Genomic DNA, 15,270 nt, shown 5'->3' with positions numbered 1-15,270 from the left:
ACCCGGTCCGACGAGGACCGGGTCACCCCTTTCGCGTGCGTACGGAAGCTCAGAGCTCGGCGGGGTCCCGGCGCACCGACGGGCGGCGGCTCGCGATGACCTTGGCGGCCAGCGAGCGCGGGCTGGTCAGGAAGCCGAAGCCCCAGCACATGTGCATCGTCGCCAGGGCCACCGGGATCTGCGCACGGGCCTTGAGCGAGAGGCCCTTGCCCGCCGGGACCGACCCGGCGGTGATCGCCGCGAGGTAGCCGGCCGGGACCGCGAAGGCCCACGGGGTGACGGCCGCGCCGACGACCACACCGGCGGCAATCGTGAGGACGGCGGCCGGCGGGGCGAGGTAGCGCAGGTTGATGGAGCCCGAGTGGTAGCGGGCCACCACGTGGCGCCAGCGCCCGTAGTCCTTGTACTGCTTGGCGAGCGCCCGTACGGAGGGCCTCGGGCGGTACTGGACCTTCAGCTCGGGCGAGAACCAGATCAGCCCGCCGGCCTCGCGGATACGGAAGTTCAGCTCCCAGTCCTGGGCGCGGATGAACTCCTCGTTGTACCCGCCCTGCTGTTCCAGCGCCTCCCGGCGGAAGACGCCGAGGTAGACGGTTTCGGCGGGGCCGGCCTCGCCGCCGGTGTGGAAGGCCGCGTTGCCGACGCCGATCTTCGAGGTCATCGCGGCGGCGACGGCGTCCTCCCAGGCGTTCTCGCCCTCGGCGTGCATGATGCCGCCGACGTTCTGCGCGCCGGTCTCCTCCAGGAGGCGGACCGCGGTGGCGATGTAGTTCGGGGAGAGCATGCCGTGGCCGTCGACGCGCACCACGACGGGGTGGCGCGAGGCCTTGATGGCGGCGTTGAGGGCGGCCGGGGTGCGGCCGGTGGGGTTGGGCACGGTGTGGACGCGGGGGTCGGTGCGTACGAGTTCGGCGGCGATCTCGTCGGTGCGGTCCGTGGACGGCCCCAGCGCGATCACCACCTCCATCTCGCCTGCGTACTCCTGTCCGAGGATGTGGCGGACGGAGTCACGCAGGTGGCGCTCCTCGTTGAGCACCGGCATGATCACCGAGACTGCGGGCTGCTGCGCGGGCATGTGGTCCTTCAAGGTCGGGTATCGGTGTCACGTTACCGCGTACGGGGGAAACGGGTGCGCGGCGGACGAGCGGTACGGACAGAGGCTGATCGTATGGGCCTACTGTTCTGACGAATCAGCCGAATGTGAACTGCTGCCCTGCTGCCCCGCGGAGGTGTCCCCGTGCCCCAGCCGCACCGTCCCACCCGCCCCGCCAGGCCACGGCAGCGCGCACAGCGCCGGGCGGACGGGCCCCGATGGGGGGTGCGGATCGCGGCCGGGCTCTCGGTGGCGGTGCTGGGCTCAGGGGCGATCGGGCACGCCGTGATGACCGGGCTGGACACCGGCATCGAGCGGGTGGACCCGTTCAAGGACATGAAGAACCGGCCGCAGGCCGGGCACGGGGTGAACTTCCTGCTGGTCGGCACCGACGGCCGCGAGAAGATCACCGCCGAGGAGAAGCGCGAGTACCGCCTGGGCGGTGCGCCCTGCCACTGCACCGACACGGTCATGCTCGTGCACATCTCCGCCGACAAGGAGCGGGCGAGCGTGGTCTCCCTCCCCCGCGACAGCTACGCCGAGGTCCCCGCCCACCAGGACCTGGTCACCGGCAAGGCGCACAAGCCGCACGCCGTGAAACTGAACGCGGCGTACGCCGAGGGCGGGCCCAACCTGACCGTGCGGACCGTGGAGAACATGACCCGGGTGAAGATCGACCACTACCTGGAGGTCGACTTCACCAGCTTCATGAAGACGGTCGACGCGATGGGCGGCGTGGAGATCTGCACCGCCAAGACCATGCGCGACCCGAACACCGGTCTCGACCTGCTGCCGGGCACCCACCGGCTGAGCGGCGGGCAGGCCCTGCAGTACGTGCGCTCGCGCCATGTGGACGGCGCCTCCGACATCGGCCGGATGCAGCGCCAGCAGCGGTTCATCGCCGCCCTGATCCACCAGTCCACCACCGGCGGCGTGCTGCTCAACCCGGTGAAGTTCAAGGAGGTCAGCTCCACGCTGCTCGGCTCCGTGCGGGCCGACAAGGGCTTCGGATCGGAGCAGATGCTGGCGCTCGGGCAGGCGATGCGGGACTTCACGCCGTCCTCGTCGGAGTTCGCCTCGGTGCCGATCGGCAACCCGTCCTTCCCGGTCAAGGGCATCGGCTCCACGGTGAAGTGGGACGAGCCGAAGGCCGCGAAGCTCTTCGAGGCGCTGCGCGACGACCGCCCGCTGGCCCCGGCCGCCCCCGGCCGGCCCGCTCGACCGCAGTCGGCGGTGCCGGTGGACGTGGCCCCGCAGCAGGTCCGGGTCCAGGTGGAGAACGGGACCCGGATCGACGGGCTGGGCGGCCGGGTGGACTCGGCGCTGCGCGCCACCGGCTTCGACACCACCGGGGCTCCGGGCAACGGCGCCAGCCGTGACGTCAAGCGCACGGTGATCACCTACGACCCGCGCTGGGACCGGTCGGCCCGTACGGTCTCGACGGCGCTGCCGGGCAGCGAGCTGCGCGCCGTCCCGGGCCAGGGCCGCACGGTGGTGGTGATCGCGGGCGCCGACTACACCAAGGTGGTGGCGGTGCGCGGGGAGGACCCGTACCAGGGCGGTGCGACGTCGGTGATCACCGGCGACCTGGTGGTCTGCGGGAAGTAGCCGGCCCCGCGGGGCCTACTCGTCCCCGTCGAAGCCCTCGGCGGCCCGGCGCTCGCGCAGCTCCGTGATCGCCTGGCGGCGGGCCAGGCGGTGGGTGCGGCGGATCTGGGCCTCCTGGTAGCGCCGCTCGTCCTGCTCGGTCTCCGGGACCACGGGCGGGACCGTACGGGGCTTGCCTTCGGCGTCGACCGCCGCGAAGACGAGGTAGGCGCTGCCGACCTGGGTGGCGGGGGTGGACTCGTTCCACCGCTCCGCGAGGACCCGTACGCCGATCTCCATGGAGGAGCGGCCGGTCCAGTTGCACTGGGCCTTGACGTGGACCAGGTCGCCGACCCGTACGGGCGCCAGGAAGGCCATCTCGTCCATCGAGGCGGTGACCGCGGGGCCGCCGGAGTGGCGGCCGGCCACGGCGCCCGCAGCGTCGTCCACCAGCTTCATGATCACACCGCCGTGCACCGTGCCGAGGAGGTTGGTGTCGTTGGCGGTCATGATGTGGCTGAGGGTGGTGCGGGAGGCCGAGATCGGCTTGCCCGGCATCTCGCCAGGTATCTCTGTCATACGGCCACCTTAAGTGCCTCGCCGAGGCATCAGCTCTGCAACAGCACCGGTACGAACACCCGCCCGGACTGTCGGCCGACACGCCGGGCCGGGCATTCTTGGGCACATGAGTGACTGGGACGGGTGGAACGGCGACCGCGAGGACCGCGGCCGCCGCGATGACGGGTACGGGCGCGGCAGCGACCGGGCGCAGCCGGAGGGCGCGCAGCGGATGCGGCACGTCCAGCGGCCGCAGCCGCAGCAGCAGCCCCCGCGCCCCGCGGTCCCGCCGCCCGCCCGGCGGCCCGGGACGCCGCCCGCACCGGGCGTGCCCCCGCAGCAGGCGCAGAGCCACGACACGTACGGCGGCTACGACAGCGGCTACAACACCGGCCAGGTCTACGGGGCCCCCGCGGGGCCCGGCGGGCCCGCGCAGCCGCCTTCGGCGCCCGGGGGTCCGGGGCGGACGCCCGGGCCGGCGCCGGACTGGCGCAAGCGGATCAAGGTCGGCTCGATCGTGCTGGTCTCCGCGCTGCTGGTGACCACGGTCTCCACCTACTTCTGGGCCGACTCCAAGGTGCGCCGGGAGGTGGACCTCTCCAAGGTGATCGAGCGGCCGAAGGAGGGGGACTGCACGACGTACCTGATCGTGGGCTCCGACAGCCGCGAGGGCATGTCCGACGAGGAGAAGAAGAAGCTCCACACGGGCTCGGCCGAGGGCAAGCGGACCGACTCGATGATGATCCTCGCGAAGTGCTCCAGCGGGAACACGATGGTCTCGCTGCCGCGCGACTCGGACGTGGAGATCCCCTCCTTCGTCGGGTCCGAGTCGGGCAAGAAGTTCCCCGGCACGGGCAAGCGGACCAAGCTCAACGCGGCGTACGCGGAGGACGGCCCGGAGCTGCTGGTGCGGACGGTGGAGTTCAACACCGGTCTGCGCATCGACCACTACGCCGAGATCGGCTTCGCCGGCTTCGCCGGCATCGTGGACTCGCTGGGCGGGGTGGAGCTCGACATCGAGCAGGGCTTCAAGGACGAGAAGTCGGGCGCCGACTTCAAGGCCGGCAAGCAGACCCTGAACGGCGAGCAGTCACTGGCCTTCGTACGGACCCGGTACGCCTTCGCCGAGTCCGATCTCCAGCGGACCAAGAACCAGCAGAAGTTCCTGTCGGCCCTCGCCAGCCAGGCGGCCACCCCGTCCACGGTCCTCAACCCGTTCACGCTGTACCCGATGCTGGGCGCGGGCCTGGACACGCTCATCGTGGACAAGGACATGGGCCTGTGGGACATGGGTCAGATGTTCTTCGCGATGAAGGGCGTCAACGGCGGTGACGGCGTCTCGATGAACATGCCGATCTCCGGGCAGCGCGGCGGGAACCTCGTCTGGGACAAGGCGAAGGTGCAGCAGCTGGTGAAGCAGATCCAGAACGACGAGAAGGTCACCGTCCGCGGCAACTGACCCGCGGGCGGGGTACGGGAAAGGGGCACCCCCGAGGGGGTGCCCCTTTCCCGTTGCGTACGTGGCCTACGCGGCTACGCGGCCTGCGTGGGTCAGCGCTTGCCGGCGCGGGCGCGCAGCTTCCACGGCATGGCGATGGACTCCAGCTGGACCGCGAGGTTCATCTTGGACTCGCCGACTGTGCGGTCCTCGAAGTGGATCGGGACCTCCATCACCTGGAAGTCGCGGCGCAGCGCCTTGAACTTCATCTCCACCTGGAAGCTGTAGCCCGCGCTGCCGACCGACGCCAGGTCGATGGCGCGCAGCGCCTCGGCGCTCCACAGGTTGAATCCGCCCGTGATGTCGCGGACGCGGGTGCCCAGGATGCTGCTCGCGTAGGCGTTGGCCCAGCGGGAGAGCAGCTTGCGGTGGGCGCCCCAGGCGTCGGACAGGGTGCCGCCCGGGACGTAGCGGCTGCCGACGACGAGGCCGGCGCCGGTGGACAGGGCCACGCCCAGCATCTCGGCGATCTTGCCGGCCGGGTGCGAGCCGTCCGCGTCCATCTGGAGGACGTAGTGGGCACCGTCCTCGACGGCCTTGGTCATGCCGGCGGCGTAGGCGCGGCCGAGGCCGTCCTTCGCGGTGCGGTGCAGGACCGACATGCGCGGCTTGCCGTCCTCGGTGACGAAGCCCTCCGCGAGTTCGTCGGCGATCTTGCCGGTGCCGTCGGGCGAGGAGTCGTCGACGACCAGCAGGCGCAGGCCCGGCTGGTCGAGGCCCATGAGCAGCTCCACCATGCCCGGCAGGTTGCCCGCCTCGTTGTACGTGGGCATGACCACGGTGAGCGGCGTGTGCGCCCAGGCGTCGGGGAGCTTCGTGGTGGCGACGTCGGTCGCGCGGGGAGTCTGCTGCTCGCCTATCACAGGTTGTGCCTCACTGAAGTTGGTCAACGGTCAGAGGAGAAGCGGACGGCGGCGGCGGGCAGTTCAGCCTTGCACCACACCCGCACCCCTGCGCGAAGTTCGTTGTCAGCACCTACGACGGCGCCGTCTCCGATGACCGCGCCGTTCACCACCGTGCGCGAGCCCACCGAGGCGCCGGCGCCGATGAGGCTGGCGCTCACGTGCGTGTCCGGGCCGATGGTCGCACCGTCCAGCACGATGGAGCCCTGGACGACCGCGCCCGATTCGATGCGGGCGCCGGCGCCCACCACGGTACCGCCCGACAGCTTGGCTCCGTCCGCCACATGGGCGCCCGGCAGGACGAGGGCCTCGCCGCGGGGGCCGGGGACGGCCGGGGAGGAGACGACGCCGCGCACCAGGTCGGCGGAGGCCTGGACGAAGGACTCCGGCTTGCCGAGGTCCAGCCAGTACGTGTTCTCGGTGATGCCGTGCAGCTTGGCACCGGAGGCGAGGAGGCCGGGGAAGGTCTCGCGCTCGACGGAGACGGGGCGGCCGGCCGGGATGGAGTCGATCACGCTGCGGCGGAAGACGTAGCAGCCGGCGTTGATCTGGTCGGTGACGATCTCCTCGGGGGTCTGCGGCTTCTCGGTGAAGGCCAGCACCCGCCCCTCGGAGTCGGTGGGCACCAGGCCGAAGGCGCGCGGGTCCTCGACCCGCACCAGGTGCAGGGAGACGTCGGCGTCGGCCGCCTGGTGGGACTCGACCAGGCCGGCGATGTCCAGGCCGGTGAGGATGTCGCCGTTGAAGACGAGGACGGGGGAGTCCGGGCCGCCGGTCAGGCGCTGCGCGGCGTTGCGGATGGCGCCGCCGGTGCCCAGGGGCTCGTCCTCGACGACGTATTCGAGGGTGAGGCCGAAGTCGGATCCGTCGCCGAAGTAGGGCTCGAAGACCTCGGCGAGATAGCACGTGGCCATGACGATGTGCGTGACGCCGGCGGCAGCGGCCCTGGCTATCTGGTGGGCGAGGAACGGGACTCCGGCGGCCGGGACCATCGGCTTGGGGGTGTTCACCGTCACGGGGCGCAGTCGCGTCCCCTGCCCACCGACCAGCAGGATCGCTTCCGTCATTGTTCTTCTCCCCAACCGGTTCAGGCGTACGAAGGTTCAAATTTAGCCCATGCGAGGGCGTGCGCAGGCCGGAGGGCGGCGGCCCGGGACCCGTCCGGGCCCCCGGGCCGCCGCCCCCGTCGCTAGCGGCGGTGCGAAGCCGGTGCCGGGCTTTGCGCGGGGCCCTCCGCCGAACGCGTCGCGTCCCGCGCGGACTTGCGTTCCAGGGCCTTGAGCACGCGCTTTCCGAGGCGCTGGCCCGGCAGTTCCACCAGGCGGTAGGTGAGGTGGCTCAGGAGGAGGACCAGCACCATGAAGACGAGGCTGGGGATGAACTTGCCGGGGCCGGTCTCCGGGAGGCCCGCGTCGTCCAGCATCCAGTGCACGCCGTGGAGCACGGGGACGTGCACGACGTACACCGAGTAGCTGATCGCGCCGAGCCAGGTGAGCACCCGCGGGAACTTGCGGTTGCGCAGCAGCATGCCGATGCCGAAGGTCACCCACGCCGCGAGGAAGGGGAGCACGAAGCCCTTCCAGCCCTCGGTCCAGGTCCCGAAGCGGGCCGGGCCGCGGTTGTACATGTAGCCGGCGGCCAGACCTGCGATCAGGACGAAGGCGCAGCACCACACCCCGAGGAGCCGGTCGATCTGGCCGGCCTGGATCCGGTAGATCGCGGTACCCGCGAACATCGTGGCGAAGATCAGCATGGTCTCGAAGAAGGGGGCCCGGGCATTGCCGAGGATCAGCACGAGGCCCAGTCCGCCGAGGATCAGCGCGCCGAGGCGGGTCAGGTCCGTACGGCCGCTGAGCACGCAGGCCATCGCCATGACCACGACGATGGCGCAGGCGAGGATGAGGTTTCGGGTGCTGACCTTGTCGACGGTGATCAGGTTCGAGCCGACGGCGGCTCCGAGCAGGAGTGCCAGCGCGCCGAAGGCCAGCGAGATCTGGGCGCTCAGGCGGTGGCGGCCGAGCACGAACAGGGCGGTGACGAAGAAGTAGAAGACCATCTCGTAGGAGAGGGTCCACATGACGCCGATCGCGCTCGGGATGTTGAGCATCTCGTGCAGCAGCAGCGTGTTGGCCAGGGCGGACCGGAACGGGTGGTCGGTCACGACGCCCGGCACCGCGGAGTGGGCGGCGGGCAGGATGAACAGCGAGGCGACGATGACGACGAGGAGGAGCGGGTAGATCCGGAAGAGCCGGCCGATCCAGAAGCCCCTTACATCGCCGCGGCGTTCGAGCGACGCCGGCACGATGTATCCGCTGACGAGGAAGAACAACATGACGGCGTAGATGCCGAGGTCGAAGTTCCTGTGGAAGAAATGGCCGCCGGGTATGAGGTAGAGCACCCTGAAGTGGTGCACCGCCACGAGCAGCGCCGCGATCCCCCGGAGGGCATCAAGCCACCCCAGCCGCACCACTGGCCGGTCGGCGGCTGTATCGCTGATGCCTGCGGGCCGGTTCGCCGGCCGCTGTTCAATTACCGTCACAGCAAGGGAGGCTAACCCAGAAAGGTTAACCTCTATTCATCCAGGCGCCGGCACGGGCCCGAAGAGCCATCGTACTCCACTCGTTACCTTCCGGGCGCCCGGTGCGTCGCCCGCCGTGCCACCCGCCCCGAACCATGGGGAATCGACGATGCGGCCGGGCCATACTGATATGGGCTCCGCAGGTGTTTCCGCCCCCTCGGACCGATCATGACCACAGCAGCAGCAACACAGATGTCGAGAGGCTTGCCTTGATGAGCGCCAGCAGGGTCAGCAGCAGTGCTCAACCGCTGACTGGTACGGGACCTGCCGACCCCTCGGTGTCCTGCGGGGACGGCCCGGAGCCGGGCGTGCTCGCCCGCGCGGCGCGTCTCGTGTGGCTGTGGCCGGCGCTGCTGACCCTTGCCTGCGGCCTCTACCGCAGCGGGCGCCTCGAACTCTGGCGCGACGAGCTGGCCACCTGGAACGCCATCGACCGCAGCCGGGGCGAACTGCTCGACCTGCTGGGGAACGTCGATGCGGTCACCGGGGTCTACTACCTCTTCATCCAGCAGTGGACCTCGCTGTTCGGTCACTCGCTAGTGATGCTCCGGCTGCCGTCGGCGCTGGCGATGGCCGGTGCGGCCGCCTTCGTGGCGCTGACCGCCCGCAAGCTGTTCGACACGCGCACCGCCCTGGTGGCCGGGGTGCTGTTCGCGCTGATCCCCTCGGTCTCGCGCTACGCGCAAGAGGCCCGCGGCTATGCGTTCGTGGTGCTCGCCGTGGCCGCTGCAACGTTCCTGCTGCTGCGCGCGATGGAACGGCCGACCACCGGCCGCTGGGCGCTCTACGCGGTCAGCGTCTGCGTGGCCGGGCTCTTCCACATGATCTCGCTGGTGTTCCTGGGAAGCCACGCCCTGATCGTCCTGATGCGCTGGCGCAAGGGGCGCGAGCGACGGCTCCTGTCCGGTTTCGCGCTGGCGGTCGTCGCCGCGCTGATCCCCGCAACTCCGCTCGTGGTCCTGGGCCAGCGCCAGGTGGGGCGGCAGCTGGACTGGCTGCACAGGCCCACCCTCCAGTACGTCGCGGACCTGTTCTGGCGCGGTCTGTTCGGCTCGACCTGGGTCAGCCTGTGCTTCCTCGCGATGGCCGTCCTGCCGCTGGCCTGGCACCGGGGACGGCGCCCGGCCTACGAGATCGGGCTCGTCGCCGTCCTGCCGGTCCTCGTGCTGTGGATCATCTCGCAGGGCAGCACGGCGTACTTCCTCGACCGCTACCTGCTCTTCACCCTGCCGGCGTGGGCGGTGCTGGCGGCCGCCGGGCTGAGCGCGCTGCGTCCCCGGGCGTTCCTGGCCCTGGGCCTGGTGGCCGTGCTCGTACTGGGCCTGAACGGCCAGCGGGTCATCCGCAAGCCCTTCTCGCGGGAGAACTTCGACGCCAAGTCGGCAGCCGCGGTGATCGCCGAGGGCTACAAGCCGGGCGACGGCGTCGCACCGCTCCGCGGGCACGCGGTCTTCCTGCAGTACAACATCGCCCTCGACTACTACCTCCCGGACGACGTGCACCTCAAGGACGTCTTCGTCGCCCGGAGCGCCGTGGAACGCGGAGACCTCTACCCGGAGTTGTGCAAGGACCCGGCCGCCTGCATCGGCGACCTGCGCAGGGTGTGGGTCGTGACCGAGGGCTCGGCCGACGGCAACTCGTTCAGCGGCTTCTCGCCGGCCCAGACGAAGGCACTGACGTCGGCGTTCCCCAAGCGGACGGTGACCGGTGTGCCCGGGATGACCGTGACCCTGCTGGAGCGGTAGCCGGACGGACCGGACGGGCCGCGGACGGCGCCCCGACGCGAAAACGCTCGGCCGGGATTCCCGGCCGAGCGTTTTGCGTGGTGCGCGGAGCAGGTACGGGACCTCGCCTACGGCAGGTTCCTGGCCATGACGATGCGCTGGACCTGGTTCGTGCCTTCATAAATCTGCGTGATCTTGGCGTCGCGCATCATGCGCTCCACCGGGTAGTCACGGGTGTAGCCGTAGCCGCCGAGGAGCTGGACGGCGTCGGTGGTGACCTCCATGGCCACGTCCGAGGCGAAGCACTTGGCGGCGGCGCCGAAGAAGGTCAGGTCGCCGTCGACGCGCTGGGACTTGGCGGCGGCCGAGTACGTGAGCTGACGGGCGGCCTCGATCTTCATGGCCATGTCCGCGAGCATGAACTGCACGCCCTGGAAGTCGCCGATCGGCTTGCCGAACTGCTTGCGCTCCTGGACGTAGCCCTTGGCGTAGTCCAGGGCGCCCTGCGCGATGCCGAGCGCCTGGGCGGCGATCGTGATGCGGGTGTGGTCCAGGGTCTTCATCGCGGTGGCGAAGCCGGTGCCCTCGGCGCCGATCATGCGGTCGGCGGGGATCCGGACGTTGTCGAGGTAGACCTCGCGCGTCGGGGAGCCCTTGATGCCGAGCTTCTTCTCCGGGGCGCCGAAGGAGACGCCCTCGTCCGACTTCTCGACCACGAAGGCCGAGATGCCCTTGGAGCGCTTCTCGGGGTCGGTGACGGCCATGACCGTGTAGTACTCGGAGACGCCCGCGTTGGTGATCCAGCGCTTGACGCCGTTGAGCACCCAGAAGTCCCCGTCGCGCACGGCGCGGGTCTTCATGCCCGCCGCGTCGGAGCCCGCGTCGGGCTCGGAGAGCGCGTACGAGAACATCGCGTCGCCCTTGGCGAGGGGGCCGAGGTACTTGGCCTTGAGCTCCTCGGAGCCGGAGAGGATCACCGGGAGCGAGCCGAGCTTGTTGACGGCCGGGATGAGGGAGGAGGAGGCGCAGACGCGGGCCACCTCCTCGATCACGATCACGGTGGCGAGGGCGTCGGCGCCCGCGCCGCCGTAGGTCTCGGGCACGTGGACGGCGTGCAGGTCGCTGGCGACCAGGGCGTCGAGGGCCTCCTGCGGGAAGCGGGACTCCTCGTCGACCGCGGCGGCGAACGGCAGGATCTTCGCCTCGGCGAGCGAGCGGACCGACTCGCGGAGCATGTCGTGCTCCTCGGCCGGGCGGTACAGGTCGAAGTCGGCAGAACCCGCCAAGATCTCTCACTCCCCAGGGTGATGCGTGATGCTAACTACCGTTAAGTAACCCAAGCTTAGTGTCCGGCGTCCCGACAGCGATATGTACGGGGCACGTGAGCTGCGTGACAGCACGGGTGCCTGGTGTGGTGCCGGTGGGGAGCTTCCCCCGGACGGGGCCGACTATGCTCGGTTGCCGCGAACGGCCCGCACCCCTCTGGAGCACGCATGGCCCCCCTCAAGATCACTGTGATCGGCACCGGATACCTCGGCGCAACGCACGCCGCGGCGATGGCTGAGCTCGGTTTCGAGGTGCTGGGGCTCGACGTGGTGCCGGAGAAGATCGAGATGCTGTCGGCCGGGCGCGTGCCGATGTACGAGCCCGGGCTGGAGGAGCTGCTGGCCTCGCACGTGGCCGGACTGCCCGGATCCACCGGGCGGCTGCGGTTCACGACCTCGTGGGAAGAGGTCGGCGCCTTCGGTGACGTGCACTTCGTCTGCGTGAACACCCCGCAGAAGCACGGTGAGTACGCGTGCGACATGAGCTACGTGGACTCCGCGATGGCCTCGCTGGCTCCGCACCTGACGCGTCCGGTCCTCGTGGTCGGCAAGTCCACGGTGCCGGTCGGCTCGGCGGAGCGGCTGGCGGCGAAGCTGGCGGAGCTGGCCCCGGCGGGCGCCGATGTGGAGCTCGCGTGGAACCCGGAGTTCCTGCGCGAGGGCTTCGCCGTGCAGGACACCCTCCACCCGGACCGGATCGTCATCGGAGTGCAGGGCGAGCGCGGCGAGAAGGTGCTTCGAGAGGTCTACGAGACCCCCATGTCGGAGGGGACCCCGCTGATCGTCACCGACTTCCCCACCGCGGAACTGGTGAAGACGGCGGCGAACTCCTTCCTCGCGACGAAGATCTCCTTCATCAACGCCATGGCCGAGGTCTGCGAAGCGGCCGGCGGCGACGTGGTCAAGCTCGCCGAGGCCATCGGCCACGACGAGCGCATCGGCGCGAAGTTCCTGCGGGCCGGCATCGGCTTCGGCGGCGGGTGCCTGCCGAAGGACATCCGCGCCTTCATGGCGCGGGCGGGCGAGCTCGGCGCCGACCAGGCGCTGACCTTCCTGCGCGAGGTCGACTCCATCAACATGCGCCGTCGCGGCCACATGGTCGAGCTGGCCCGCGACGCCGTCGGCGGCTCGTTCCTGGGCAAGCGGGTCGCGGTCCTCGGCGCCACCTTCAAGCCGGACTCCGACGACGTGCGCGACTCCCCCGCGCTGAACGTGGCCGGCCAGATCCACCTCCAGGGCGGCCAGGTGACGGTCTACGACCCGAAGGGCATGGACAACGCCCGCCGCGTCTTCCCGACCCTCGGCTACGCGGACTCCGCCCTGGCGGCGGCCCGCGGCGCGGAGGTCGTCCTCCACCTCACCGAGTGGCGCGAGTTCCGCGACCTCGACCCGGCGGCGCTGGGCGAGGTCGTCACCGACCGCCTCATCCTCGACGGCCGCAACGCCCTCGACCCGACCCGCTGGCGCACCGCCGGCTGGACCTACCGCGCAATGGGCCGCCCCCGCGCCTGACTTCGCGCCGACCCGTCCCCCACCTCCTTGCCCGGGCCCCGTCCGGGCAAGGAGGAGCCGGAAAACAGCTGGGTAGACTGACGACCGATGACCACGACAAGCAGCCTCCCGACCGACCCCGCCGGAGCCGCGGCGGGGACTGACCCCCGTCCCGGGCGGGGCCCCTTCGCCCCGGCCCTGCGAGGGCGCGGCGGCTACCTGGCCATGGCGGGCTTCTGGCTGGCCACACGGGTCATGATGGCGGGCTTCCTCCTGCACGACTTCCACGGAACCAAGTTCGTCGGCGTCGAGATCCAGATCTACCAGAACTGGTACAACGTCCTCATCACGGGGACCATGCCGCACAACGACCTGACGTGGCAGTACCCGCCCGGCGCGGCAGGGGTCTTCCTCGCGCCGGACCTGCTCCCCTTCCTCACCTACTTCCAGGCGTGGGTCGCGCTGACCGCCGCCTGCGACGCGCTGATAGCCATCGGCCTCGTCCGTGCCGCCCGCCGCTCCGACGGCAGCATGGCCGGCGCGGTGCTGTGGCTGGCCGCGCTGCCGCTGATGCTGTCGATGCCGTTCACCAAGATCGACCTGCAGGTCACCCTGTTCGCCGTCGGCTCGCTGCTGTGCCTGCGCTTCCGCCCGAAGCTCGCCGGCGTCCTCGCCGGCGTCGGCGCCATGATCAAGGTGTGGCCGCTGCTCACCCTGATCGGCGCCCCCCGCGGCAAGACGACGCGGGACGTGATCCTCTCCGCCGTCGCCGCCTGCGCCGCGCTGCTCGCCGTCTTCGCGCTCTTCTTCCGCGACACCCTCGGCTTCCTGGGCAACCAGGGCAACCGCGGCATCCAGATCGAGTCCCTCGGCGGCTCGGCCCTGATGTTCGCCAAGTTCTTCGGATTCTGGCACGGCAAGATGAACTTCCAGTTCGGCGCCTTCGAGTACGTGGGCCCGTACGTGTCCAGCGTCGCGCGGCTCTCGCTGCTGCTCACGGCCCTCGGCTTCCTGGGCCTGCTGCTGTGGCGCGTGAAGTCCAAGCGCTGGACGACCGCGACCCCCCTGGACGCCGCCCTGTGCGCCGTCCTGTTGTTCACGGTCACCAGCCGGGTCCTCAGCCCGCAGTACCTGATGTGGCTGCTCGGCATCGCCGCCGTCTGCCTGACCTCCCGGCACACCACGCAGCGCCCGATCGCGTTGCTGATCGCCGTCTCCGCCGGACTCAGCATCGTGATCTTCCCCCTCATGTACGGGGCGGAGATCCTCCACGGCACCGGCTTCGGCACCTTCCTGCTGTGCACCCGCAATGCCCTCCTGGCCATCGCCGCCGTCTGGTCCGGGGTGCGCCTCTGGAAGGCGACGGTCAGCCCCCGCCCCGAAGCGGAGTCCGGGGCGGCCGACCGGGCGAAGGTGTCACAGCACTAGGCCTTGCGGTGTTGGGCCGCGCGGGCGGTGAATTCCGCGTCGCGTAGGACGCGCTGGGCGTTGCCCCAGGTCAGGAGGGACAGGTCGGCTTCCGGCCAGCCGCGCTCCAGGAGTTCCGCGATCAGTTTCGGGTAGCCCGACGGGTCGGTCAGGCCGGTCGGGCGGGGGATGCCCGGCTCGGCGCCGAAGCCGGCGCCCAGGCCCACGCAGTGCGGGCCCGCGACGGCCCGTACGTGGTCCAGGTGGTCGGCCACCGCGTGCAGGGAGTCCCCGGTCCGCGCGGTGTCGAAGGCGACCATCGCCAGGCCTCCCGCCTCGCGCAGCGCGAGCAGGACCTCGTCGGTCGCGTTGTCCGGGTGCGGGTTGAGCGCGGCGGCGGCCGTGTGCGAGATGATCGCCGGCGCCTTGGAGGCCCCGGCGAGCTGGCAGGCCACCGCCGGCGGGCAGCCGGTGAGGTCCAGCAGCATCGCCAGCCGGTTCATCTCCCGGACCACCTCGTGGCCGAAGGCCGTCAGACCCTGCTGGGCCCAGGGCGCTCCCGCGGGCGCGAGGATCCGTACGCCCAGCGCGTGGAAGGCGCGCAGCGCGCCCAGCGAGTCGATCAGCGTGCGCCCCGGCACGGGGCCCAGGAACGAGGCGATCCGGCCCCGGTTGCGGGCGTCGGCCATGTCGTCGGCGGTCAGCGCGAGGCACAGGCTGTCGGGGTAGCGGTGCACCAGGGCGAGCGCCACGTCGATCTCTTCGAGGGTGTCGGACAGCACCTGGTCGGAGGCCGCCTCGGGCGGGCGGCCCGACGGCACGAGCAGCGACCAGAACTGGGCGCCCACTCCCCCGGCGCGCAGCCGCGGGATGTCGGTGTCGACGCCCACGTCCGGGGTGTCGATGTCGTGGTACGGGCTCTGGCGCAGGGTCCAGACGAAGGTGTTGCACCCGTCCGCGACAGGATGCACGGACAGCAGGGCTTCGGCCCGGTCCAGGGCTCCGGCCACCACCGCGGCGGGGGTGTCCTCGGCTCCGAGGGAGCCGGGCCCCACGGGGGTCACCGGGTCCGTGTGCGGTTCATCCTGCAGGTCGGCCATGGCGTTC

12 protein-coding genes are annotated in these 15,270 nt (G+C 70.9%); 5 read left to right on the top strand and 7 right to left on the bottom strand.

All coding sequences use genetic code 11. From position 1 onward, the window contains the following. Nucleotides 1–49 precede the first annotated feature (49 nt). Nucleotides 50–1,075, bottom strand: a complete 1,026-nt coding sequence (locus ACFWB8_RS16905) for a glycosyltransferase family 2 protein (RefSeq protein ID WP_385226711.1) — start codon at nucleotides 1,073–1,075, stop codon at nucleotides 50–52. 243 nt (nucleotides 1,076–1,318) lie between these two features. Between ACFWB8_RS16905 and ACFWB8_RS16900 the strand changes: the two genes are divergently transcribed. Continuing rightward, on the top strand, nucleotides 1,319–2,701 hold the full coding sequence (locus ACFWB8_RS16900) for an LCP family protein (protein ID WP_385226731.1): 1,383 nt from the start codon (nucleotides 1,319–1,321) through the stop codon (nucleotides 2,699–2,701). Nucleotides 2,702–2,716: 15 nt separating this feature from the next. On the opposite strand, the gene ACFWB8_RS16895 is transcribed toward ACFWB8_RS16900, so the two are convergent. Next, on the bottom strand, nucleotides 2,717–3,259 hold the full coding sequence (locus tag ACFWB8_RS16895; RefSeq protein ID WP_385226709.1) for an acyl-CoA thioesterase: 543 nt from the start codon (nucleotides 3,257–3,259) through the stop codon (nucleotides 2,717–2,719). A 106-nt stretch (nucleotides 3,260–3,365) separates the two neighbouring features. Between ACFWB8_RS16895 and ACFWB8_RS16890 the strand changes: the two genes are divergently transcribed. Then, on the top strand, nucleotides 3,366–4,697 hold the full coding sequence (locus ACFWB8_RS16890) for an LCP family protein (RefSeq protein ID WP_385226707.1): 1,332 nt from the start codon (nucleotides 3,366–3,368) through the stop codon (nucleotides 4,695–4,697). Between the two features lie 92 nt (nucleotides 4,698–4,789). Here ACFWB8_RS16890 and ACFWB8_RS16885 read toward each other — a convergent pair whose 3' ends face one another. The 3 genes from ACFWB8_RS16885 to ACFWB8_RS16875 form a co-directional block, all read right to left on the bottom strand. Beyond that, on the bottom strand, nucleotides 4,790–5,599 hold the full coding sequence (locus ACFWB8_RS16885) for a polyprenol monophosphomannose synthase (protein WP_385226729.1): 810 nt from the start codon (nucleotides 5,597–5,599) through the stop codon (nucleotides 4,790–4,792). Between the two features lie 23 nt (nucleotides 5,600–5,622). Next, nucleotides 5,623–6,705 carry a sugar phosphate nucleotidyltransferase gene (locus ACFWB8_RS16880; RefSeq protein WP_385226705.1) on the bottom strand — a complete coding sequence of 361 codons (1,083 nt, stop codon included), beginning with the start codon at nucleotides 6,703–6,705 and terminating at the stop codon, nucleotides 5,623–5,625. A gap of 122 nt (nucleotides 6,706–6,827) precedes the next feature. Further along, nucleotides 6,828–8,177 carry an acyltransferase family protein gene (locus tag ACFWB8_RS16875; RefSeq protein ID WP_385226703.1) on the bottom strand — a complete coding sequence of 450 codons (1,350 nt, stop codon included), beginning with the start codon at nucleotides 8,175–8,177 and terminating at the stop codon, nucleotides 6,828–6,830. A gap of 251 nt (nucleotides 8,178–8,428) precedes the next feature. Here ACFWB8_RS16875 and ACFWB8_RS16870 point away from each other — a divergent pair, with 251 nt between their 5' ends. Next, complete coding sequence (locus tag ACFWB8_RS16870; protein WP_385226701.1) at nucleotides 8,429–9,961, top strand: glycosyltransferase family 39 protein; 1,533 nt, start codon at nucleotides 8,429–8,431, stop codon at nucleotides 9,959–9,961. A 107-nt stretch (nucleotides 9,962–10,068) separates the two neighbouring features. Here the strand turns inward: ACFWB8_RS16870 and ACFWB8_RS16865 are convergent, their stop codons facing one another. Next, the gene (locus tag ACFWB8_RS16865; protein ID WP_385226698.1) at nucleotides 10,069–11,226 is read right to left on the bottom strand and encodes an acyl-CoA dehydrogenase family protein; all 1,158 of its coding nucleotides are present in this window, start codon (nucleotides 11,224–11,226) and stop codon (nucleotides 10,069–10,071) included. A gap of 207 nt (nucleotides 11,227–11,433) precedes the next feature. On the opposite strand from ACFWB8_RS16865, the gene ACFWB8_RS16860 reads away from it, so the two are divergent. Together ACFWB8_RS16860 and ACFWB8_RS16855 are read left to right on the top strand one after the other, a co-directional pair. Next, nucleotides 11,434–12,777 (top strand): UDP-glucose dehydrogenase family protein, encoded by a 1,344-nt coding sequence (locus ACFWB8_RS16860; RefSeq protein ID WP_385226696.1) that lies wholly within the window; start codon nucleotides 11,434–11,436, stop codon nucleotides 12,775–12,777. A gap of 87 nt (nucleotides 12,778–12,864) precedes the next feature. Further along, on the top strand, nucleotides 12,865–14,184 hold the full coding sequence (locus tag ACFWB8_RS16855) for a glycosyltransferase 87 family protein (RefSeq protein ID WP_385226694.1): 1,320 nt from the start codon (nucleotides 12,865–12,867) through the stop codon (nucleotides 14,182–14,184). On the opposite strand, the gene ACFWB8_RS16850 is transcribed toward ACFWB8_RS16855, so the two are convergent. Continuing rightward, on the bottom strand, nucleotides 14,181–15,263 hold the full coding sequence (locus tag ACFWB8_RS16850; protein WP_385226692.1) for a membrane dipeptidase: 1,083 nt from the start codon (nucleotides 15,261–15,263) through the stop codon (nucleotides 14,181–14,183). The two genes, ACFWB8_RS16855 and ACFWB8_RS16850, sit on opposite strands and share 4 nt — an antisense overlap. Between the last annotated feature and the right edge of the window lie 7 nt (nucleotides 15,264–15,270).

Source organism: Streptomyces sp. NPDC060031, from assembly GCF_042736805.1.
Taxonomy (GTDB): Bacteria; Actinomycetota; Actinomycetes; order Streptomycetales; family Streptomycetaceae; genus Streptomyces.
This window is presented reverse-complemented; position numbering and strand designations above follow the sequence as displayed.

What these genes read in the sequence shown, in the direction of transcription:
- ACFWB8_RS16905 (WP_385226711.1), bottom strand. Translation starts at nt 1,075, where the DNA reads ATGCCCGCGCAGCAGCCCGCAGTCTCGGTGATCATGCCGGTGCTCAAC.
- ACFWB8_RS16895 (WP_385226709.1), bottom strand. Translation starts at nt 3,259, where the DNA reads ATGACAGAGATACCTGGCGAGATGCCGGGCAAGCCGATCTCGGCCTCC.
- ACFWB8_RS16890 (WP_385226707.1), top strand. Translation starts at nt 3,366, where the DNA reads ATGAGTGACTGGGACGGGTGGAACGGCGACCGCGAGGACCGCGGCCGC.
- ACFWB8_RS16880 (WP_385226705.1), bottom strand. Translation starts at nt 6,705, where the DNA reads ATGACGGAAGCGATCCTGCTGGTCGGTGGGCAGGGGACGCGACTGCGC.
- ACFWB8_RS16870 (WP_385226701.1), top strand. Translation starts at nt 8,429, where the DNA reads ATGAGCGCCAGCAGGGTCAGCAGCAGTGCTCAACCGCTGACTGGTACG.
- ACFWB8_RS16860 (WP_385226696.1), top strand. Translation starts at nt 11,434, where the DNA reads ATGGCCCCCCTCAAGATCACTGTGATCGGCACCGGATACCTCGGCGCA.
- ACFWB8_RS16855 (WP_385226694.1), top strand. Translation starts at nt 12,865, where the DNA reads ATGACCACGACAAGCAGCCTCCCGACCGACCCCGCCGGAGCCGCGGCG.
- ACFWB8_RS16850 (WP_385226692.1), bottom strand. Translation starts at nt 15,263, where the DNA reads ATGGCCGACCTGCAGGATGAACCGCACACGGACCCGGTGACCCCCGTG.